The organism is Streptomyces sp. NPDC007264, assembly GCF_042869095.1.
In the GTDB taxonomy this organism is placed as follows: domain Bacteria; phylum Actinomycetota; class Actinomycetes; order Streptomycetales; family Streptomycetaceae; genus Streptomyces.
This window is the reverse complement of record NZ_JBIAFD010000003.1, coordinates 469,122-489,423: the sequence shown is the minus strand read 5'-3', so window position 1 is coordinate 489,423 and position 20,302 is coordinate 469,122. Positions and strand designations below refer to the sequence as shown.

Here is a 20,302-nt window from a genome sequence, read left to right as displayed (position 1 = left end):
GAGAGCTACGAGGCCGGACTGCACCTGTGTGGTGCGATGCTCTGGCTCCGAAGCATCGCACCACACTCTTGATCCGAACTCCAGACAGGACCTAGTGCCCCAACAGGTAACGTTCGCCCCGTCGCGGCGCCCGGCACGCTCCCCCAAGCTCTTCGAGCAGGGGGGACCCCCACTCGCCGCACCGGGCACAAGCCCACGTACATCCAGTACGAGGACTTGCACCCGGCACACCGAGAGCACGCGCCGAACGCCGCTCCTTGACGGGCAAACGTTGCCTGCCGGGGCACTAGCCGTGCCCCCCGCCCGCGGCCTCGCCGACCGCCTGGCCGCACTCGACGACGCCGGGTGGGAGACACTTCGACTCGGCCCCGGCTGGACCGAAGGCGTCGCACGGGCCGAGGAGGAGGTACGTACCCCATGAGCCAGACCGTCGACCGGGCGCTGAGCATCCTGCCGCTGCTCGCCGAGGGACCCGCCGATCTCGGACAGGTCGCCGACCGGCTCGGCGTGCACAAGTCCACCGCACTCCGCCTCCTGCGCACCCTGCACCACCACGGCCTGGTCTACCGCCAGTCCGACCAGCGCTACCGCCTCGGTGCCCGCCTCTTCGCCCTCGCCCAGCAGGCCGTCGAGAGCCTCGACGTCCGCGAGATCGCCCACCCCCACCTCGTACGCCTCAACGAGCAGTGCGGGCACACCGTCCACCTCGCCGTGCACGAGGAGAACGAGGTCCTCTACATCGACAAGGTGGAGAGCCGCTACCCGGTGCGGATGTACTCGCGGATCGGGAAGCCGGTGGCCATCACCGTCGCCGCCGTCGCCAAGCTCCTCCTCGCCGATCTGCCCGAGCCCGAGCGGCGCGCCGTCGCGGAGAAGCTCGACTACCCCCTGTACACGGCCCGTTCGACACCGAACGCCGCGGCCTTCCTGGAGGAGCTGGCGACCGTGCGCGAGCAGGGCTGGGCCACCGACCTCGGCGGCCACGAGGAGTCCATCAACTGCGTCGCCGCCCCCGTCCGCGGGGCCGACGGCCGGGTCGTCGCGGCCATGTCGGTCTCCGCGCCCAACGTCGTCGTCACCGCCGAGGAACTCCTCGCCCTGCTCCCGCTGGTGCGCCGTACCGCGGACGCCATCAGCCGGGAGTACTCCGGCAGCACCCCGGCGAAGGAGGCCGTATGACGGACGTGGGCCACGCGCCGTGGCGAGCGGGTGAACCTTTCCGGTCACGGCACCAGCCGTCAGGCCGTCCGTGACTGCCGTCGCAGGGCGAGAATTCGTATAACGATGCAGGGGCCGACTGTGTCCGGCACAGGATCTTCGACCATACTGCCCGCTGTGGAGCAGCGCATTGGTTCGAGCAGTCAGCCCCTGGACGGCGCCGGGATGGACCCGGCCTTCATCCCCGGGCTCGCCTCACCCGCGTCCGCCGCCGAGCCGGAGGACCCCCAGCCGCAGGACTCCGAGCCCGAGGAGAAGGGCACGGCCGGGGACGGGGTGGCGGGGACCGCCGGGGAGCCTGCCGCCGAGGAGGAGCCCGGCGAGGCGGAGACAGGCGAGGCGGAGACCGGGGAGACGGCCGGCGAGCAGCCCGAAGGGGAGCCGGAAGGGGAGCGGGAAACGGAACGGGCCCCCGACGGGCCCGTGTTCGAGGCCGGCGACCGTCGTGCGCGGATCGTCGCGGACCACGGCGGCATACGGCTGCGCCTGGACGACCAGGAGTGCGATTTCGGCTGGGACGAGATCGGCGCGGTCGAGACGGAGACCGCACGCTTCGGGAAGCGGTTCACCGTGACCGTGCACACGCCGGAACGCCGTTGGTACCCGATAGAGATCGAGGCCGATTCCCGCTCACGCTTCAAGGAGTGGGAGGCACGGCTGGACGAGGTGCTGGACGCCTACTTCGAGGACGGCGGAGAGGAACCCGCCGCCCCCGAGAAGGACGACGACTGACCTGGGGCGCCGTCAACCGCAGTACTGGGCCTCCTTTCCGATGGACCGGTACATGCAGTCCGCGTTCTCCAGCAGTTGCAGCACCGCGTCACGGTTCCGCGACGTCTCGCGCTCGATGACCTCGTCGGGCGGGTAGAAGCCGCCGGACGCACTGGACGTCGGATACATCTCGAAGGTGTAGTCGAAGATCTTGTGCACCCCCCAGAGGTAGTCGTCGATCGAACCGTCCGTGATGTACAGGTCGCTGGACTGCTCGGGCGTGTAGCCGTTGCTGGCGGCCATCTTCTGGCCGACGGCCTTGAAGGCGGCCGCGTCGTCGGCGGTCATGCCGGTCGCGGTGTCGGAGTAGGTGTACCCGAAGGGCCACAGCACGAGTTCGCTGTAGGTGTGGAAGTCGATGCCCGCGGTGATCTGCTGCCTGCCGCCGACGACCCGGCTGCGCACGAAGTCCGCGACGACCTTCACCTCCGGCGCCGACTCGGCGGACGCGCCGCGGTACGTCTCCGAGGACGCGGAGCCCGACGAGCCCCCGCAGCAGCCCCACTTGTGGTTCCAGTTGCGGTTCAGGTCCGTACCGACGGAGGACGAACCGGAGTTGGGCTGGCGGTTCTTGCGCCACGACCGGTAGGAACCGGTCGCGATGTCGTACTCGCCGCCGTCCGGGTTGAGGTCAGGGACGATCCAGATCTCGCGGCTGTTCACGATGTCGGTGATCCGGGAGTCGCTGCCGTACCCCGCGCCGAGTTCGCGCAGCAGGTACAGCGCCATCTCGACCGTCAGGTGCTCGCGCGCGTGCTGGTGGAAGGTGAAGAGCACCTCAGGCTCGTTCTCGTCGGTCGCGATGTTGTCGCTGACCTTGACGGCGACGATGTCCCGGCCCTGGTAGGACGTGCCGATGACCCGCTTGCTCATGATGTTCGGGTTCGCGGCGATCCGTTGGTCGATCTCGGCGTTCGCCTCGGCGTAGTTGTGGTACTTCGAGTCCGCCGAGGGGAAGTCGTAGAGCCGTACGTCGCCCGCGCCGCGGGAGCGGTCGGGGGCGGCGCCGAGCGGGGTGACCTCGTAGCCGAGCGCGCGCAGCTTGCGCACCTGGTCGGCGCGGCCGGAGACGACGACCGTCTCCTCGTCCGCCTCGTCGACCGTCACACCGGTCCGCTGGATGGCCGTACGGGTCACGGGAGTCGTGCTCCGGTGGATCTCGTACTGACGTATGTCACCGGACGAGGACGCCGCCTGACGTGCGCCGGTCGCCGTCGCGGTGCCGCCGGTGGCGAGCTGGACGGGTGCCGCGAGCGCGAGGGCGAGGAGGGCGGCGAGGCCGGCGGTCCGTGTGCCGCCGCGGGCGACGGCGGCGCGTATCGGGAGTCGCATGAAGTCTCCTTGGTCTCCAGGTGATCCGGTCCCGGGGGTGCCGGGAGTCACCGGATGTGGGGGTGGAGCTGGGGTGGTTCGTTCAGTGCGACGTACATGTGCGCCCATGGTCCGGCGGATGGCATGAGCAGGTCAAGTTAACCGGTGCGGCGGTGCGGCGGTGCGGCGGTGCGGCGGTGCGGCGGTGCGGCGGTGCGGCGGTGCGGTGCGGCGCGGCGGCGCTCAGTGCGGAAGCACCCAGCGCGGCACCCAGGTCCCGGCGGTGTCGCGGCCGCTCGCCGCGGCGGCGAGGTGGGCGCGGAGGGTGGCCAGCGCCGGGTGGCGGTTGTCGCGGTGCCAGAGGAGCGAGTGCGGGTAGACGGGGACGGGGCCGGTGACCGGGATGCGGCGCAGGCCGTGGCCGGCAGGCCAGACGAGGCGGGTCTGCTCGGTCGTGAGGGTGGCCAGGGCCGGGGTGTCGGCGACGGTGTCGAGGAGTGCGTCGGACCCGAAGTTGGGGCCGGTCGCCTCGATGGTGAGGCCGAACTCGGCGACGAGGGCGTCGTAGTAGGCGGCCCACTCGGTACCGGGGACGATGCCGGGCATCCAGATGCGGTGCCCGGCGAGCTCGGCGAGGGTCACCGACCGGGCGCGGGCCAGCGCGTGGGCGGGGCCGGTGAGGAGCTGGTGCGGCTCGTCGAGCACCCGCACGGACCCGATGTCCTCGGGCAGAGGCCGACCGGGCATCGCGACGGCGCGGAAGGAGGCGTCGATCGCGCCGGACCGGAGGGCGGCCACGGCCGCCTCGACGTCGAACAGCATCACCACGTCGAGGTCGATCTCGGGTTGCGCGTGGTGGAAGCCGCGCATCAGGGCCGACGGCGCGACACGCGAGGCGATCACGTCGACGCGCAGCGGACGGCGGCCGGGGCGCACCGACGCGACCGCGCGCTCGGCGGCGCGCAGCACCTCGCGGGCGTGGGGCAGGAACGCCTGCCCGTCGATGGTGAGCTCGGCGCCGCGCGCGGTGCGGGTGAACAGCCGTACGCCGAGGGTGCGCTCCAGCGCGGCGATGCGCTTGGAGACGGCCTGCTGGGTGACCGCCAGCTCGACCGCGGCCTCCTGGAACTGCCCCGCGTCGGCGGCGGCGAGGAACGTCCGGACGGCGTCGAGGTCCATGCCGACACCCTAGGGACACAACCGTCGGTTGTGGCCCACGGCCCGGTGGTTGTTTGATCCCCCGGCACGACGCTCGCTTTGATGCCTCCGATCGTGGACCGGTGGTGCGGACGAGCGGTGGGGGGTGTCGGGCATGAGGAGCGGGCACCGGCTGGGGCGGTCCTTCGGGTGGCTCTGGGGGGCGTACGCGACCAGCGCGCTCGGCACGTGGCTGGCCTTCGGCGCGTTCCCGCTGATCGCCGTCCGGGTGCTGCACGCCGGACCGGCCGAGGTCGCCGCGCTCTCCTCCGTGGGGGCAGCGGTGGGCGCGGCCGTGGCGGTGCCGCTCGGCCCCTGGGTGGAGTTCCGCCGCAAGCGGCCCGTGCTGATCGCGACGGACCTGGTGCGGTTCGCGGCGCTGCTGACGGTCCCCGCCGCGTTCGCGCTCGGCGTCCTCACCTTCCTTCAGCTCCTGCTGGTCTCGGTCGTCGTCGCGGCGGCCGACATCGCCTTCCGCGCCGCCTCCGGCGCCTACCTGAAGGCGCTGCTGCCGGCCGAGGACCTGCTCGTCGCCAACTCCCGCTTGGAGTCCACGGCCTGGACGACCACGATCGTCGGACCACCGCTGGGCGGCGTCGCGATCGGGCTCCTCGGCCCGGTGGCGACGGTGGCGGCCGATGCGGTCAGCTACCTGCTCTCGGCCCTGGGCATCCGCGCGACGGGCGGGCACGAGCCGCGGCCCGAGCGCCGGGAGGCCGCGCCCATGCGGGCCGGGGACCTGCTCGACGGCTGGCGGTACATCCTCGCCGACGCGGCGCTGCGTCCGCTGTTCCTCAACACCGCCCTGTTCAACGGCCTGGTGATGGCCGCCCAGCCGCTGCTCGCCGTCCTGATGCTCGGCCGGCTCGGGTTCGCACCGTGGCAGTACGGCCTCGCCTTCGCCGCGCCCTCGATCGGCGGGCTGCTCGGTTCCCGGCTGGCCCGGCCGCTCGTCGCCCGGTTCGGGCAGCACGAGGTCCTCGTCACGGCCGGCGCGCTGCGCGCGCTCTGGCCCGTCGGCCTCGCCTTCCTGGGGCCGGGCACCGGGGGGCTGCTGCTGGTGACGGGCGTCGAGTTCGGGCTCATCCTCTGCTGCGGGGTCTTCAACCCCGTCCACGCCACCTACCGCCTCGAACGCACCGCAGCCGACCGGGTCGCCCGCACCCTGTCCGCCTGGGCGGTGACGACCAAGGCCACGACCGCGCTCCTGACGGCCGTCTGGGGTGTGCTGGGCGGCCTGCTCGGCCCGCGTACCGCCGTCGGCCTGGCCGGTGTGCTCCTGCTGGCGACGCCGCTGCTGCTCCCCCGTCGCGAGGCGGCGCCCCTCTCCGAGCCGGAGCCGGCGCGGGACCGTGTCTGAGGGGCCGCCACGGCCGTCGGCCCGTCCTCGGACCGGTTCGCCGTCCCGCGTACCGCGCGGAGACCGGCGAGCCGGGAGAGCCGGGAGAGCCGGGAGAGCCGGGAGAGCTGGGAGAGCCGGGCGAGCCGGGACGGCCGGTCCTCGGCCGGCCGTCCCGTAGCCCGTGGTGGTCGGCGCGGCGTCACGGCAGCGCGTGCACGTGCGCCCCCACCGCGTTCGACCACGCGTTGCCCGACGACGCGTCCCAGTTCGTCGACCAGGTCATCGCGCCCCGCAGGTCCGGGTACGTCCTCGACGGCTTGAAGGTGCCGCAGTTCGTGGCCCGTGTCAGGCAGTCCAGGGCGTTGTTCACGACCGTCGGCGACACGTACCCGCTGCCCGCCGCGCTCGTCGAGGCCGGGAGGCCGAGACCCACCTGGGACGGCGACAGGCCACCCTCCAGCTGGATGCACGCCAGGGCCGTCAGGAAGTCCACCGAGCCCTGGCTGTAGACCTTGCCGTCGCAGCCCAGCATGGAACCGCTGTTGTAGTACTGCATGTTGACGACCGTCAGGATGTCCTTGATGTTCAGCGCCGTCCGGAAGTACGCGTTCGACGTCGACTGCATGTCGATGGTCTGCGGGGCCATCGTGACGATCAGCGACGAGCCCGCCTTCGACGACAACTGGCGCAGCGCCTGCGACATGTACGTCGCGTTCAGGCCGTCCTCCAGATCGATGTCCACGCCGTCGAAGCCGTACGTCTGCATCAGTGCGTAAAGGGAGTTCGCGAAGTTCGCCGCGGACGCCGCGTCGTTCACCGACACCGTGCCGTTCTGGCCGCCGACCGAGACGACGACCTTCTTCCCGGCCGCCTGCTTCGCCCTGATGTCCGCCTTGAACTGGTCCACCGTGTAGCCGCCCAGGCCCGACGAGTCCAGCGTGAAGGACACCGCGCCGGGTGTGCCGGTCGCGTCCGCGAAGGCCACCGCGATGATGTCGTACTGCGACGGGACGTCCGAGATCCGCTGCACCGCGGCGCCGTTGTCGAAGTTCTGCCAGTAGCCCGTCACGGCATGCTCGGGGAGGGCGCCGCCCCCTCCGCCGCCGGAGGCCGCCGTCGTGGCCGTCGCCGTCGCCGACCTCGCCGACTCGCCCGCCGCGTCGGTCGCCGTGACCTGGAAGGAGTACGACGTCGACGGCGACAGGCCCGTCACCGTGGCCGACGTACCGGTGACGGCCGTCGCCTTCGTGCCGTCCCGGTACACGGTGTAGCCCGTCGCGCCCGACACCGGGTTCCAGGACAGGGAGACCGAGGACGACGTCGTCGCCGACACCGCCAGACCCGTCGGGGTCGCGGGCACGGTCGGGCCGGGGTCGCCGCCCCCGCCCCCGTCCGGCCCGTACACCGACACGTCGTCCGCGTAGTACGCCGTCTGCCCGTACCAGCCGTGCAGGTACACCGTCACCGACGTCGTCGACGGGCCGGTCGAGAAGGCCGTCGTCAGCTGTTTCCAGTTCGTCGAGTCCGGCGTCCAGGTCGAGACGTCGGTGGTGCCGGTGCCGGTGGCACCCAGGAACGCGTAGCCGCCCTGCACCCAGGCGCTCAGCGTGTACGTCGAGCCGGGCCGGACCGTCACGGTCTGGGTGCACTGCGCGTCGTCCTGCCCGGCGGGCGTCGCCTTGAGCGCGGCGGCGCCGCCGCGCACCGGGGAGGACACCGTCGTGCCGCTGCCGGCCGAACAGGTCCAGTCGCTCAGGCCCGACTCGAAGCCGGCGTTCGCGGTGTTGTTCACGTCCGCGGCAGCCGCGTGGCCCGCGCCCAGCAAGGAGAGGGCGAGCGCGGCGACGGCGGCCCCTGCCAGGGTCCGTCTGCGGCGGAACATGCCTGGTGCGCGGTCCACTTGGGCCTCCGAAGAATGTGGGGAGAGGGAAGTGCGGGAGGGCATTGCGGAACGGTGGCCACCGCCTGACTCATGAATTTGGTCCAGACCAATTGCGTTGTCAAGACCTCTGGCGCCGTCAACCGCCCTTCGGGTGCGCCGAGTTGAGGCATATGCCCCTACTCTGCGTCGATCGCGCCCCCACCTTCGGTGAGATGATCTTCCCGATTCTGTGTTGAGCGGGGCATGCCGTGGATATGGTGCTGGTGCAGGACGACGTAATGGGACGTCACAGGGGCCATCTGAGGCGGAGGTCGACCACCTCGCCGCAGTGAACGGGGTGGTGTGCAGCCGTGCCGACCGCGATAGCCGTCACCAGTCCCGGTCTGGTGCTGCCACCGCTCGATCGGCAGACCCCGCCGGCCGCCGTCCAGCCGCAGCCCACGCTCGAACAGTCCCTGGCCGCCATGCACGCGCTCATCGAACAGCACGGCTATGTCATCGTCCTGTACCCCGCCCCCGGTGACGACCCGGCCGTCCAGCGGCTGCACACCGTCCGCTCCGTGCTGGAGAGCGACCGCATCGCGCTGCTCGGCATCGACCTGCCCCCGCTCGGACTCGCCCTGCTCGCCCAGCAGTTGCGCCAACTGTCCGTCTGCGACTTCAGCCCGGGGGTACTGGCGTCGTCCGCCCGTCTGCTCGCCCACTACATCTACGCCGGCGCCCTCCTCGGGTCGGTCGCCAGGCTCGACAGGGTCCCCGTCCCGCTGACGTCCCACGCCAAGTCGTGGGTGCCGGGAGCCCAGTTCGCCGTACTCGCCACTCCCCGGCCGCAGCTCGCACGAGCGGGGCAGGAGGAGTTACCGGGCCCCGAGTTCGGCACCCGGATGCTGGTCGCCGCCGGACAGCCGCCCTCGGACTGGGTCACCGCCACGCTCGCCCCCTCCTGGCGGGTCCAGGGCGTCGCGACCGTCCCCCTGCCGGAGCAGTCCGCGCGCTGGTGGGGGACCGGCCGGCTCGCCGAGTTCGCCGCCGGCCTGCACGACGTGTCGGTGCTCTACCAGCTCGTCTCGTCCGTACGGCGCGAGATCTGCCACTGGTGCGGGCTCGAACTCATCGGCGACCGCTGCGGGTTCTGCGCCGCGCCCCTGGCTCCACCCCCGGAGCGACCGCAGGACGCCGGGGTGCGCGCACTTCCCCGAGGGGGCACATGAACCCTGCGGACGGCATCACGACTCCACGGCACCACGGCGCTACAACACCACAGCGCCGGGGCATCACAGCACCAGGGCAGCACAGCACCAGGCTCCCGTGCTCGACCACACGGCACGTCCCCTCGAGGTGAGATGTAGTGAACGCACGCCAGCGCCGCGGCGTCATCCTGCTGGTCCTCTCGGCCCTGTGCGCCGTCGGCGCCTTCGCCGGAGTGCTGTCGGTGATCCGCGACGTGAACTCCAAGGTCGGCCCGGAGGTCACGGCGTACCGGCTCAAGAGCGACATCGCACCGTACAAGGAACTCACCGCCGACCAGTTCCAGAAGATCTCCATGCCCCGGCGCTGGCTGTCCGCGACCGCCGTCACCAGCCTCACGCAGATCCGCGGCAAGATCGCCGTGACCCGGCTCGAGAAGGGGTCGTTGCTCCAGACCGACATGCTCGTCGACCGGCCCGCGCTCGAGCCGGGACAGCAGGAGATCGCGATCATGATCGACGCGTCGACCGGCGTCGCCGGAAAGATCGACCCCGGCTCACGGGTCAACATCTACGCCACCTTCAAGGCCGCGAACGAGAAGAGCAAGGACGAGTCGAAGGTCATCGTGACCAACGCCCGCGTCCTCGACGTCGGCCGGCTCACCGCCCTGGACCCGGGGCAGTCCAGCGACGAACGCCGCCGCAACGCCACCGAGGCCGTGCCCATCACGTTCGCGCTGGACACCGCCGACGCCCAACGGGTCGCCTACGCCGAGTCGTTCGCCGAACACGTCCGGCTCGCCCTGGTCGCGGGCGGCTCCGAGACCGCGGTCGCTCCCGGCGACCGCACCTACACCCTCGACCAGGACAAGTAGGAGGCCGCGCATGAGGTCCGTTCCGGCCCCCGGCGGCCCTGTGGTGACGGGGGCGCGCCGATGACCATCCGTATCCTCCCCGCCGTCGGTGACCCCGACGCCGCCCGGGCGCTCACCACCCTGCTGAGCCGGCTCGCCGACGCCGAGCCCGCCCAGCCGGTCCAGGACTCCACGGCCCTGCTCGACACCCTGGCACGCCTGGCCGGCGAATCCCTGGACGAGTTGCCCGAGGTGGTGCTCGTGCACGAGCGGATCGGGCCCGTGCCCGCGCTCGACCTGATCCGCGACCTGGTGATGAGGTTCCCGGCGGTGGGCGTCGTGCTGATCACCGCCGACACGAGTACGGGCGTCCTCACCGCCGCCATGGACTCCGGCGCCCGCGGCATCGTCACCCTGCCCCTGGGTTACGACGCCCTCGCCGAACGCGTCCAGGCCGCCGCCGCATGGTCGTCGGGCATGCGCCGTCACCTGGGCAGCGGCACCCCCCAGCCGTACGCCGGACCGGGCGGCACCGTGGTCGCGGTGACCGGCGCGAAGGGCGGCGTCGGCGCGACCGTCACGGCCGTCCAGCTGGCGCTCGCGGCCCGCACCTCGGGCCGTACGGTCGCACTGGTCGACCTCGACCTGCAGTCCGGGGACATCGCCTCGTACCTCGACGTGCAGTTCCGGCGCTCGGTCGCCGACCTCGCCGGGATCACCGACATCAACCCGCGCGTGCTCCAGGACGCGCTCTACACCCACGACAGCGGCATCGGCCTCCTCCTCGCGCCCGCCGAGGGAGAACGCGGCGAGGAGGTCACGGACCGGGTCGCCCGCCAGGTGCTGGGCGCCCTGCGCTCCCGTCACGACGTGGTGATCGTCGACTGCGGCTCCCAGATGAACTCCGCCACCGCCGCGGCCGTCGAGATCGCCGACCAGGCGCTGCTGCTGGTGACACCGGACGTGGTCGCGGTCCGTGCCGCCAAACGGATGGTGCGTCTGTGGGACCGGCTCCAGATCCGCAAGGCCGAGGAGACCCTGACGGTCGTCAACCGCCACTCGCGCGGCACCGAGATCCAGCCCGCCGTCGTCGAGCGCGTCACCGGCACACGCATGGCCCGCGCCACCGTCCCGGCCGCCTACAAGGAACTCCAGTCGGTCGTGGACGCCGGGCGCCTCCAGGACCTCGACGCCCGTTCCACCGTGAAGCAGGCGCTGTGGGCGCTGGCCGGGGAGCTGGGGCTGGTGACGGTGCACGAGGGAGGAGGCGGACGGCGCCGCAAGCCGTCCTCCGACCGGGGCGCGATCGGCCTGTGGCGCAAGGGCGGCGACCGGGGCGCGGTGACCCTGGAATTCGCCGGGATGTTCCCCCTCGTCCTGGTGGTCATGGCGCTCCTGTGGGAGTGCGTCCTGTACGGCTACACGTACTCCCTCGCGGGCAACGCGGCGGACGAGGCGGCCAGGGCGGCGACCGCCGCGTACGCGGTGCGCGGCGACGTGGCGGGGGCGTGCCGGGCGGCGGGCGCCGCGCACCTGCCCGACGCCTGGAAGGGCGCGGACATCACCTGCGCCCCGGCCGGCCCGGTGATGAGGGCGACGGTCACCGCGGACGTCCCCCTGTTCTTCCCGGGCGTCGACCCGGGCTGGAGCGTGGACGGCAGCGCGGGCGCGGCACTGGAGGTGGACGGGCCATGAGGGCAGCGCTGCGAAGCCGAGGAGCGGCCCCGCAGGCATCGCGGACCCGCCGGTGGGACGACCGGGGCGTCTCCATGCTGGAGTTCGCCGGCTTCCTGCCGATCCTGCTCCTCATCGGCATGGCCGCCATCCAGCTCGGCCTCGTCGGCTACGGCATCAACCAGGCCGGATCGGGCGCCCGCGCGGCCGCGCGGGCGGCCTCCCAGAAGCAGGACGGACCAACGGCGGGCCGGGCCGCGGTGAGCGGGTGGCTGAACCCGCGGCCCGATGTGCGGGAGGGCTCCGACACCACCACCGCCACCGTCACCGTGCACGTCCCCGCCGTCATCCCGCTGTTCGGCGGCTGGGACGTCACCCGCCGCGCCACCATGCCCAACGACGACTGAAGCCCGTACGCCAGAGAGGAGTTGACGACAGGCATGAGCCTCCGCTCCCGTATCGCCGCCCACGACGAAGGCGGCGCCGCACGCGAGGACGGACACCTCGTCGCGGTCTACCGCGCCAAGCTCCTCGAAGAGATCGACCTCGCCGAGATGTCCGGCCTCGCGGCCGCCGAACGCCGGGTCCGTCTCGAACGCGTCCTCGGCCACATCATCAGCCGAGAGGGCCCGGTCCTCTCCTCCGCCGAACGCTCCCAGCTGATCCGCCGGGTGGTCGACGAGGCCCTCGGCCTCGGCGTCCTCGAACCGCTCCTCGCCGACGCGTCGATCACCGAGATCATGGTCAACGGCCCCGACTCGATCTTCGTGGAGCGGGCGGGCCGGGTCGAACAGCTCCCGCTGCGCTTCGCCTCCACCGAGCAGCTGATGCAGACCATCGAACGGATCGTCTCGACGGTCAACCGGCGCGTCGACGAGTCGAACCCGATGGTCGACGCCCGCCTGCCCACCGGCGAACGCGTCAACGTCATCATCCCGCCGCTCGCCCTGACCGGCCCCACCCTCACCATCCGCCGCTTCCCGCGCGCGTACACACTCCCCGAACTCATCGGGCTGGGCTCGCTCGACGAGCAGATGCTGATGCTGCTGGCTGCCTTCGTCCGCGCCCGCTTCAACCTCATCGTCAGCGGCGGTACGGGCAGCGGGAAGACGACCCTGCTCAACTCCCTCTCCGGGCTCATCCCGTCCCACGAGCGCATCGTCACCATCGAGGACTCCGCGGAACTCCAGCTCCAGCAGGACCATGTGATCCGCCTCGAGTCGCGGCCGCCGAACGTCGAGGGCAAGGGGCAGATCACCATCCGCGACCTGGTCCGCAACAGCCTCCGCATGCGGCCCGACCGCATCATCGTCGGCGAGGTCCGCGGCGGCGAGACCCTCGACATGCTCCAGGCGATGTCGACCGGTCACGACGGCTCCCTCGCCACCGTGCACGCCAACTCGGCCGAGGACGCGCTGATGCGGCTGCAGACCCTGGGCTCCATGTCCGAGGTGCTGATCCCCTTCGAGGCGCTCAAGGACCAGATCAACTCGGCGGTGGACGTGGTCGTCCAGCTCGCCCGGTACGCCGACGGCTCCCGCAAGGTCGTGGAGATCGCACTCGTCGTCTCCCACGGCCGCGAGCAGTTCCGCATCGCCACCGTGTCCCGGTTCGTCCCGCAGCCCCTCGCCCCCGACCGGATCGTCCGCGGCCGCTTCGAGCACCTGCCGCTGCCCCGGGCGATCGCGGAGAAGCTGTACGTCGCGAACGAACCGCTCCCGCCCGCCTTCGGCGTCGCGGAGGCCCTCGACGCACTGACCACGAGGCAGGCCATCGGATGACCCCCACCCACCGCGCCCACGGCGTCCACGACGTCCACGGCGCTCACGCAACTCACGGCGTCCACGGCGTCCACTGCGTCCACGGCGCTCACCGCGCCCTCGGCGTCCACGGCGCTCACGCAACTCACGGCGTCCACGGCGTCCACTGCGTCCACGGTGCTCACCGCGCCCTCGGCGCTCACGGCGTCCACGGCGCTCACGGCGCTCACCGCGTCCACGGCGCTCACGGCGCCCTCGGCGCCCACCACGTCCGCGAGAGGAGCGAGCCGTGAACAGCCCCGCCCTCCTCGCTCTCGGCGCCACCGTCCTCACCGGCACCCTCGCCGTCGCCGGAGTGCACGTGTACGCCTCCGGCCGCGCCCAGCGCCAGGCGCTCGTCGACCGGCTCTCCGGCAGCACCACGGAACCGGCCCGCACGGCGTCCGGCCGGACACGGCACTTCACGGCCGTCGACCGCAGGCTGCGCCGCACCCGTCTGGGCCGCACCCTCCAGCTGCGGCTCTCGGCGACCGGTCTCGACCTCACCCCGGGCGAGTTCTTCACCTACGTCGCCGCCGTCGTCCTCGCGCTGTGGCTGATCGCGGCGGCCACCCTCGCCCCCTTCTTCGGCCCGATCGCCGCCCTGGCCGGCGTGTGGAGCGCGGCCGTCTTCCTCAACTGGCAGCGGCAGAAACGCATCGAGGCGTTCATCAACCAGCTCCCCGACGTGGCCCGCCTGCTGGCCAACGCCACCGCCGCCGGCCTGGCCCTGCGCACCGCGCTGGCCATGGCGGCGGAGGAGCTGGAGGCCCCGGCCGGCGAGGAACTGGCGCGGGTCGCCGACCAGTTGACCCTCGGCCGCACGATCGACGACACCCTCGGCGAACTCGCCGAACGCCTCCCCTCCCGTGAGCTGATCGTCCTGGTCACCACCCTCGTCCTGGCCAACAAGGCGGGCGGCTCGGTGGTGAACTCACTGCGCAACCTCACCCAGACCCTGGAGGACCGCAAGGAGACGCGTCGCGAGGTCCGCACCATGCTCTCCGAGGTCAACGCCACCGCCTTCACCGTGCCCCTGCTGGGCCTCGGCTCCCTCGTCCTGGTCAACTCCTCGAACGAGGGCGCCCTCGCCCGTGTCACCGGCTCCCCGCTCGGCCAGGGGCTGGTGCTGCTCGCGCTCGGCCTGTACACGGTCGGCTTCTTCGTCATCCGCCGCCTCGGCAAGATCGAAGTGTGAGGGGGACGACGCGATGCTGCCGCTGATCCTCGCCCTGGTGACGGCGCTCTCGGCCGCCGGGATCCTCCTCGGGATCCGCATGATCCGCGCGGAGGCGAAGCTGCCGAGCGATCTGGCCCTCGCCCTGGAGGTGGGTGCCACCCGCGTCTCCAAGGCGGGCTCGGCGGTCGACCGGCTCGGCATGCGGTTCGCCCCCCTCGTGCTGCGCCTCATGGGCCCGCGCCGCGTCGACGCCAAGCGGCGCCGCATCGACATGGCCGGCAACCCGGGCGGCCTCACGCTCACCAGGTACGCGGCGCGCCGGGCGGTCTACGGCCTCTTCGGCCTCGTCATGGGCCTGGTCTTCCTGTCGAACGGACAGCTGCTGTTCGCGGCCGTCACCCTCGCCTTCGGGCTGCTGGCCGCCGACGCCCTGATCTGGCAGGCCATCCGCGAACGCAAGGAGGTCATCGACCGGACGCTGCCCGACTTCCTGGACGTCCTCGCCGTCGTCGTCTCGGCGGGCCTCGGCTTCCGCCAGGCACTGGACCGGGTCGCGGAGAAGTACGAGGGCCCGTGGGCGGACGAACTGCGCATCACCCTGCGCCAGATGGACATGGGCGTCAGCCGCCGTCAGGCGTTCGACGAACTCCGCAGACGCAACTCCTCCGAGCAGGTCGCCCAGTTCGTCTCGGCCCTGCAGCAGGGGGAGGAACTCGGTTCCCCGATCGCGGAGACCCTGATCCAGCTGGCCACCGACATGCGGCGCACCGACGCGCAGAACGCCCGCCGCCGGGCGGCCAAGACGATCCCCAAAGCCACGCTGGTCACCCTGGTCTTCATGCTTCCGGCGACGATGATCCTCATCGCCGCGGGCATGTTCCTGGGGTCGGGGACGGACTTCGGATCGATCCTGGGCCGATGATGAGCAGCCGCACCCGCCGCCCGACCCCCGGGTACCTGGAGGACGACGCACCGCCCCCGGCGAGCGTCCGCCTCCAGCTGAGCGCGCTCCAGGCCCTGTGCCGCCAGACCGTGGCCGTACGCCTCGCCATGCTGCTGATCGGATCCCCCTTCGCCCTGGCCAACACCCCGCAGGGCGCGCTCCGCCACGCCGTCCTCGCGGCCGCCGTCCTCGGCGTCATGACGTCGTACGCCATGCTGCGCGACTGGGAGCGCGTCGGCCCGCGCCTGCTCGCCCATCCGACGCTGATGGTGCTGGACCTGCTGTTCGTCGCCACCCTCCTGGTCACCGCCTCCCCGGCATCCCCCCTCGCCTACGCCGGCGTCTGTACCCCGCTGCTGTCCGGCCTGCTCTACGGCTGGCGCGGCGCGGGCGTCCTCACCGGTCTGCAACTGGCCGTGCTGCTCGGGGTGTTCCGCGCCTGGGAGCACCGCCCCGGTACCGGCGTCAGCACCCTCCTCGTGGCCGGCTTCTGCGTGGCCGCCGGCATCATCGGCGTGACCCTGCGCAATCTTCTCTTCCGCTTCGGCGCGGCCGGCGAGGCGCTGTCGGAGGCCAACGCCCGCCTTGCGGCGGCGGAGGCCGTCGAGTCCGAACGCGCCCGGCTGGCCCGGGAGATGCACGACTCGGTGGCGAAGACACTGCACGGCCTGGCCCTGGCGGCCGAGGGCCTGGCGGAGTCCGCCGACCACCACGACCCGGAGGAGCTCAAGCGTCGGGCCACCCTGGTGGCCGGCGCGGCGCGCCGGGCCGCGGCGCAGTCCCGTGACCTGCTGTCGGACCTGCGGCGCCATACCGACTTCACGACGGCGGACGTGGAGATGACGGCAGAACTCCGCTCGCGGCTGCGGGAGTTCGCCGGACGCAGCGGGGCGGAGGCCGAACTGGGCGGACCGGGCCCGGGCGCCCCGCTGTTCCTTCCGCACACCACGGCCCGCCACATCCTGGAGATCGTCTCGGAGGCACTGGAGAACACCCACCGCCACGCCCGCGCGACCCGCGTACGGCTCGAGATCGGCACCACCGGGGACGGCGTGCTGGAGCTGCGGATCGACGACGACGGCGTCGGTCTGCCCCCGGCCGCGGACCCCGAAGCCCTGGCGAGAACCGGCCACTTCGGGCTGCTGGGCATGGTGGAACGGGCCGCCTCCCTCGGCGGCACCCTCCGCCTGGGCCGCTCACCCCTGGGCGGCGCGGGGATCCAGCTGCGCATCCCGCTCCGCCGGACCGCTCCCCACACCCCCCAAGAGGAGGCCGCACATGCCTGACCAGGCACTTCCCGGCCCACCCCGGCGCGTCCTCGTGGCCGACGACAACCCGGTCGTCCGGGCCGGTCTCACCGCCCTGCTGTCCGCCCACCACGACATCGAGGTGGTGGCGGAGGCGGCGGACGGCGCCCAGGCGCTCGCCCACGCCGCCCGTCACCGCCCGGACGTCGTCCTGCTGGACCTCCGCATGCCCGGCACGGACGGTCTGGCCGCGCTGCCGGAACTGGCCCGTACGGCCCCCGTGATGATGCTGACCTACAACCGGGAACCCGAGGTGGTGGCCGAGGCCCTGCGCCGCGGCGCCTCCGGCTATCTGGTGCACGGCGAGTTCACGGCGGCCGAACTCGTCGCTGCGGTCAGGAATCTGAGGGAGGGCCGGCCGACGCTCTCCCCGGCCGTCTCCTCCCCGGCCCACCCTGTCTCGTCTTCGCTCGGCGCTTCCTACGAACCCGAGGAAACCTCTTCGCACCTGCAACCGTTTGTGGCACAGTCGTCGAAGGCCCGGCCCGCCCCCGCCGGGAGTCCGCGGCGCCGCGCCGCGAGGTGGCTGGACTTCGGCCTGAGTTCACGGGAGGTGGAGGTCATGGATCTCATCGCGGCCGGCATGAGCAACCGGCAGATCGCCGCCGCCTGCTTCATCAGCGAGAAGACGGTCAAGAACCACATCAACCGTATCTTCGCAAAGCTGCACAGCTCCTCGCGCAGCGAAGCGATCGCCCACTGGCTGGGCACGGCCCGGGAGGGGTGGACCCGATGACCCCTTGGTCATCCGGAAGTTGGGCCCCTGGACCCACTTGCGGTGAGGGTGCTTTCACGTACCGTGTTCGGGTTGGGGTCGACCGCACCGGGCGGGAGGGCAGGGACCGTGATGGCGAAGACGTGGCGCAGGGCCGGCGTGTGGGGACGGACCGTGGTGTCCCGGATGCGGGGGACCGGGCGGGATGCGGGGGCCGGGTTCGTGGAGTATGCCGGGCTGATGATCATCATTGCCGGGATCTTCACGCTGATCGACCAGATCGGTCTGGACGGAATGATCTCCGGCGCGATCCGGACCGCCGTCACGTCGGTCACGGGCGGCGGCTGACGCTCCCGGATCTTCACGGTGATCGAGGGCAGACGCTCCCCATCTACATCTGGCTGACAGGGATCCTGCTGTTCGCCGCATTCGCCTTTTTCGCCTTCGCTCAAGCGGCGTCCGCGCGGAACGGAGCCCAATCCGCAGCGGACGCTGCTGCGTTGGCGGCGGCGCAGGACGCGCGCGACGAGTTGATGACCGGCCTTCAAACGGCCATCGGCCAAGACGACAACTGGCTGGACTGGCTGAAGGGCGATCGCTTCCAGGGCACGGGAGCCACGGCTGCGGCCGAGCGGCTCGCAGCGGAGAACGACTCCTCCGTGCAGGGCGGCGTCGTACCCACCGTCGTCAACGGCTACCCCGGATACCGGGTCACCGTCGAGACGCGTTACACAGTCGGGAAATCCATCATCCCGGGCACCGAGACACGGCACGCCACGGCCGAGGCCACCGCGGTGATCCAACCGCGCTGCTCCTTCGCGCCCGACGCCGATCCGAAGAAGCCCGTGCAGTTGGACTGCAGTGGGGATCTCGTCGACATCGACCCCGAAGATTTCCAATCGGGCGACCTTCCCGACGCGTCCGTGCTGTTCTCTGTGCATCTGGCCGAGTGAGAGGAAGCCGTACTGATGGATCTCGGGCGTACCACGAAGGGTCGCAGGGCACTGTTCGTGCTGGCGGTCACGGCCGGGTTGCTCCTCACGACGGCGGGCTGCGGTGGAGGAGACGGCGGGGAGAAGTCCGAAGCGTCGTCCTCGGCCAAGTCCCCTGCTGGAGGCGACGGGGACCAGAGTCGGCAGCCTTCCGGACCCGCTGTGGAGCAGGCGCTGGCCGAGGTGAAGAGCGGAGACATCACGCTCGCCGTCCACTCGGCGGTTCGAGAACAGGGTGGCTTCGTGACTGTGAGCGGCACGGTCACCAACAACGGCGGTCAGTTCTGGATCGCCGCCAACTGGCGTGGCGACGAGCGGGAACTGAGCAGGAACGGCGCCTCGTTGGCGGGGGCGTCCCTGATCGACAGCAAGGCCAAGAAGAAGTACCTCGTCCTGCGGGACACTCAGGGACGCTGCCTCTGCACCAAGTTCGACGGCGGTGGGGTGGACGCAGGAAAGTCGGCCGAATGGTTCGCCCAGTTCCCCGCCCCGCCCGAAGACACCACCAAGGTGGACTTCCTGGTCGGCGCCATGCCCCCCGCCTCCATCGACATCTCCCAGGGGTGAACGCCATGCCCCTCGCCCCCCGTCTCGCCGCCCTCTCCCTCCTCTCCGTACTCACCCTGGCCGGCGGCCCCCCGGCCGTCGCCGACGACGACCCCAGCGTGCCTCCCGGTACCGTCACCACCTCCCCGCCACCGCACGTCGATCCCACCAGCCCGGGGCTGAAGCTCGCCGACGGGGCCACGCTCGCGCCCGCCAAGGTGCTGGACATCAAGTCCGTCGTGGAGGACCTCGGTGGTGAGGAGCGCCGCGAGGACACCAACGAGAACGTGACGTTCGCGCTCCAGGCGGAGGTGCTGTTCCCCAAGGACAGCGGCAAACTGAACCCGGAGGCCCGCTCCCGCATCGACGCGATCGCGGAAGAGATCAGGCAGCAGCACGCGACGAACGTCCGCGTCTTCGGCTTCACCGACAACCTCGGCTCGTACGCCCACGGCCTGGTCCTGTCCCGGCAGCGCGCGGAGGCGGTGCACGACCGGCTGGCCGCGACCCTCGGCGGGAACGTCACCTTCGAGGTGCGCGGCTACAGCGAGGACTATCCGATCGCGGACAACTCCTCGGAGCAGGGCCGCCGCAAGAACCGCCGGGTGGAGGTGTCCTTCCCGAGGGGCGAGGCCGCGTCGGGCACGGCGGGTGCCAGCGGGAGCTGAGAGGCACGGGCGACTGTTCCGGGCGCCTCCGCGCCCGTGCGGGGCGGCTGCGCGATGCTCGTGCCGTCCCGTCGGTGACGGCCGGCGACGTTTCGGACTTGGAGCTGCCATGAGAAAGATCGTCCTGATGATGTCCATGTCCCTGGACGGGTACATCGAGGGCCCGCACCGCGAGATCGACTGGCATCAGGTCGACGACGAGTTGCACCGGCACTTCAACGACGTCCTCGCGGAGATGGGCGCCTTCCTCGACGGGCGGGTGACCTACCAGCTCATGGCACGCTACTGGCCCACCGCCGACGCCGATCCGCAGGCGCCGGCGCCCGTGGCCGAGTTCGCGCGGATCTGGCGGAACATGCCGAAGGTGGTGTTCTCCCGGACCCTGCAGCACGCCGACTGGCACACCACCATCGTCCGGGACGTCGTCGTCGAGGACATCCTCGCGCTCAAGGCCCAGGAGGGCGGCGACCTCGTCCTCGGCGGCGCCGACCTCGCCGCCGAGTTCCTGCGGCACGGCCTCGTCGACGAGTTCCGTGTGTATGTGCATCCGGTCCTCGTCGGCCGGGGCAAGCGGCTCTTCCCGGAGGCCGACGCCCTGACCCTCCTCCGCCTGAAGGACACCCGCCGGTTCGGCAACGGTGTGGTGCTCCTGCACTACGAGTGCGACGCGGCCGGCGGCCGGTAAAAGATGTTGTCCGTCCGGGCCCCGCTCGGTA

At 71.8% G+C, this 20,302-nt stretch carries 20 protein-coding genes; 17 read left to right on the top strand and 3 right to left on the bottom strand.

Translation table 11 applies throughout. From position 1 onward, the window contains the following. Positions 1-417 precede the first annotated feature (417 nt). Both ACFYMU_RS07230 and ACFYMU_RS07225 read left to right on the top strand, forming a co-directional pair. A complete protein-coding gene (locus ACFYMU_RS07230) occupies positions 418-1,179 on the top strand; it encodes an IclR family transcriptional regulator (RefSeq protein ID WP_388369118.1) in 762 nt (253 codons plus the stop codon). 156 nt (positions 1,180-1,335) lie between these two features. Then, entirely contained in the window at positions 1,336-1,950 is a 615-nt protein-coding gene (locus ACFYMU_RS07225) for a hypothetical protein (protein ID WP_388369115.1), read from the top strand. Between the two features lie 12 nt (positions 1,951-1,962). Here ACFYMU_RS07225 and ACFYMU_RS07220 read toward each other — a convergent pair whose 3' ends face one another. Together ACFYMU_RS07220 and ACFYMU_RS07215 are read right to left on the bottom strand one after the other, a co-directional pair. Further along, a complete protein-coding gene (locus tag ACFYMU_RS07220) occupies positions 1,963-3,321 on the bottom strand; it encodes a M14 family metallopeptidase (RefSeq protein WP_388369113.1) in 1,359 nt (452 codons plus the stop codon). A 222-nt stretch (positions 3,322-3,543) separates the two neighbouring features. Continuing rightward, positions 3,544-4,479 carry a LysR family transcriptional regulator gene (locus tag ACFYMU_RS07215; RefSeq protein ID WP_388369110.1) on the bottom strand — a complete coding sequence of 312 codons (936 nt, stop codon included), beginning with the start codon at positions 4,477-4,479 and terminating at the stop codon, positions 3,544-3,546. Between the two features lie 133 nt (positions 4,480-4,612). Between ACFYMU_RS07215 and ACFYMU_RS07210 the strand changes: the two genes are divergently transcribed. Then, complete coding sequence (locus ACFYMU_RS07210; RefSeq protein WP_388369107.1) at positions 4,613-5,857, top strand: MFS transporter; 1,245 nt, start codon at positions 4,613-4,615, stop codon at positions 5,855-5,857. A 181-nt stretch (positions 5,858-6,038) separates the two neighbouring features. On the opposite strand, the gene ACFYMU_RS07205 is transcribed toward ACFYMU_RS07210, so the two are convergent. Then, positions 6,039-7,721, bottom strand: a complete 1,683-nt coding sequence (locus tag ACFYMU_RS07205) for a chitinase (RefSeq protein WP_388369170.1) — start codon at positions 7,719-7,721, stop codon at positions 6,039-6,041. 350 nt (positions 7,722-8,071) lie between these two features. On the opposite strand from ACFYMU_RS07205, the gene ACFYMU_RS07200 reads away from it, so the two are divergent. From ACFYMU_RS07200 to ACFYMU_RS07135, 14 genes are all read left to right on the top strand, one after another. After that, a complete protein-coding gene (locus tag ACFYMU_RS07200; protein ID WP_388369104.1) occupies positions 8,072-8,932 on the top strand; it encodes a hypothetical protein in 861 nt (286 codons plus the stop codon). A 137-nt stretch (positions 8,933-9,069) separates the two neighbouring features. Beyond that, positions 9,070-9,783: a Flp pilus assembly protein CpaB gene (cpaB, locus tag ACFYMU_RS07195; protein ID WP_388369101.1), complete on the top strand. Its 714-nt coding sequence runs from the start codon at positions 9,070-9,072 to the stop codon at positions 9,781-9,783. A gap of 60 nt (positions 9,784-9,843) precedes the next feature. Continuing rightward, positions 9,844-11,457, top strand: coding sequence for a CpaE family protein (locus ACFYMU_RS07190; RefSeq protein ID WP_388369098.1), 1,614 nt, complete (start codon positions 9,844-9,846; stop codon positions 11,455-11,457). Next, entirely contained in the window at positions 11,454-11,843 is a 390-nt protein-coding gene (locus ACFYMU_RS07185; protein ID WP_388369096.1) for a TadE family protein, read from the top strand. The genes ACFYMU_RS07190 and ACFYMU_RS07185 overlap by 4 nt, the downstream gene beginning before the upstream one ends. A gap of 33 nt (positions 11,844-11,876) precedes the next feature. Further along, entirely contained in the window at positions 11,877-13,217 is a 1,341-nt protein-coding gene (locus ACFYMU_RS07180; RefSeq protein WP_388369093.1) for a CpaF family protein, read from the top strand. Positions 13,218-13,485: 268 nt separating this feature from the next. After that, positions 13,486-14,433 carry a type II secretion system F family protein gene (locus ACFYMU_RS07175; protein WP_388369090.1) on the top strand — a complete coding sequence of 316 codons (948 nt, stop codon included), beginning with the start codon at positions 13,486-13,488 and terminating at the stop codon, positions 14,431-14,433. Positions 14,434-14,446: 13 nt separating this feature from the next. Beyond that, positions 14,447-15,337: a DUF5936 domain-containing protein gene (locus ACFYMU_RS07170; protein WP_388369087.1), complete on the top strand. Its 891-nt coding sequence runs from the start codon at positions 14,447-14,449 to the stop codon at positions 15,335-15,337. Next, positions 15,334-16,644: a sensor histidine kinase gene (locus ACFYMU_RS07165; protein ID WP_388369084.1), complete on the top strand. Its 1,311-nt coding sequence runs from the start codon at positions 15,334-15,336 to the stop codon at positions 16,642-16,644. The genes ACFYMU_RS07170 and ACFYMU_RS07165 overlap by 4 nt, the downstream gene beginning before the upstream one ends. Further along, a complete protein-coding gene (locus ACFYMU_RS07160; protein WP_388369081.1) occupies positions 16,637-17,401 on the top strand; it encodes a response regulator in 765 nt (254 codons plus the stop codon). The genes ACFYMU_RS07165 and ACFYMU_RS07160 overlap by 8 nt, the downstream gene beginning before the upstream one ends. Positions 17,402-17,512: 111 nt before the next feature. Further along, a complete protein-coding gene (locus ACFYMU_RS07155) occupies positions 17,513-17,728 on the top strand; it encodes a hypothetical protein (protein ID WP_388369175.1) in 216 nt (71 codons plus the stop codon). Continuing rightward, positions 17,725-18,333, top strand: coding sequence for a pilus assembly protein TadG-related protein (locus tag ACFYMU_RS07150; protein WP_388369167.1), 609 nt, complete (start codon positions 17,725-17,727; stop codon positions 18,331-18,333). The genes ACFYMU_RS07155 and ACFYMU_RS07150 overlap by 4 nt, the downstream gene beginning before the upstream one ends. 15 nt (positions 18,334-18,348) lie before the next feature. Next, complete coding sequence (locus ACFYMU_RS07145) at positions 18,349-18,939, top strand: hypothetical protein (RefSeq protein WP_388369078.1); 591 nt, start codon at positions 18,349-18,351, stop codon at positions 18,937-18,939. 5 nt (positions 18,940-18,944) lie between these two features. Continuing rightward, on the top strand, positions 18,945-19,586 hold the full coding sequence (locus tag ACFYMU_RS07140; protein WP_388369075.1) for an OmpA family protein: 642 nt from the start codon (positions 18,945-18,947) through the stop codon (positions 19,584-19,586). Positions 19,587-19,695: 109 nt separating this feature from the next. Continuing rightward, entirely contained in the window at positions 19,696-20,271 is a 576-nt protein-coding gene (locus tag ACFYMU_RS07135) for a dihydrofolate reductase family protein (RefSeq protein WP_388369072.1), read from the top strand. The last annotated feature ends 31 nt before the right edge of the window (positions 20,272-20,302 follow it).

Bases quoted from the DNA above. Each gene is read 5' to 3' on its own strand.
- ACFYMU_RS07230 (WP_388369118.1), top strand. From the start codon at position 418: ATGAGCCAGACCGTCGACCGGGCGCTGAGCATCCTGCCGCTGCTCGCC.
- ACFYMU_RS07220 (WP_388369113.1), bottom strand. From the start codon at position 3,321: ATGCGACTCCCGATACGCGCCGCCGTCGCCCGCGGCGGCACACGGACC.
- ACFYMU_RS07215 (WP_388369110.1), bottom strand. From the start codon at position 4,479: ATGGACCTCGACGCCGTCCGGACGTTCCTCGCCGCCGCCGACGCGGGG.
- ACFYMU_RS07210 (WP_388369107.1), top strand. From the start codon at position 4,613: ATGAGGAGCGGGCACCGGCTGGGGCGGTCCTTCGGGTGGCTCTGGGGG.
- ACFYMU_RS07205 (WP_388369170.1), bottom strand. From the start codon at position 7,721: ATGTTCCGCCGCAGACGGACCCTGGCAGGGGCCGCCGTCGCCGCGCTC.
- ACFYMU_RS07190 (WP_388369098.1), top strand. From the start codon at position 9,844: ATGACCATCCGTATCCTCCCCGCCGTCGGTGACCCCGACGCCGCCCGG.
- ACFYMU_RS07185 (WP_388369096.1), top strand. From the start codon at position 11,454: ATGAGGGCAGCGCTGCGAAGCCGAGGAGCGGCCCCGCAGGCATCGCGG.
- ACFYMU_RS07180 (WP_388369093.1), top strand. From the start codon at position 11,877: ATGAGCCTCCGCTCCCGTATCGCCGCCCACGACGAAGGCGGCGCCGCA.
- ACFYMU_RS07170 (WP_388369087.1), top strand. From the start codon at position 14,447: ATGCTGCCGCTGATCCTCGCCCTGGTGACGGCGCTCTCGGCCGCCGGG.
- ACFYMU_RS07165 (WP_388369084.1), top strand. From the start codon at position 15,334: ATGATGAGCAGCCGCACCCGCCGCCCGACCCCCGGGTACCTGGAGGAC.
- ACFYMU_RS07160 (WP_388369081.1), top strand. From the start codon at position 16,637: ATGCCTGACCAGGCACTTCCCGGCCCACCCCGGCGCGTCCTCGTGGCC.
- ACFYMU_RS07155 (WP_388369175.1), top strand. From the start codon at position 17,513: ATGGCGAAGACGTGGCGCAGGGCCGGCGTGTGGGGACGGACCGTGGTG.
- ACFYMU_RS07145 (WP_388369078.1), top strand. From the start codon at position 18,349: ATGGATCTCGGGCGTACCACGAAGGGTCGCAGGGCACTGTTCGTGCTG.
- ACFYMU_RS07140 (WP_388369075.1), top strand. From the start codon at position 18,945: ATGCCCCTCGCCCCCCGTCTCGCCGCCCTCTCCCTCCTCTCCGTACTC.
- ACFYMU_RS07135 (WP_388369072.1), top strand. From the start codon at position 19,696: ATGAGAAAGATCGTCCTGATGATGTCCATGTCCCTGGACGGGTACATC.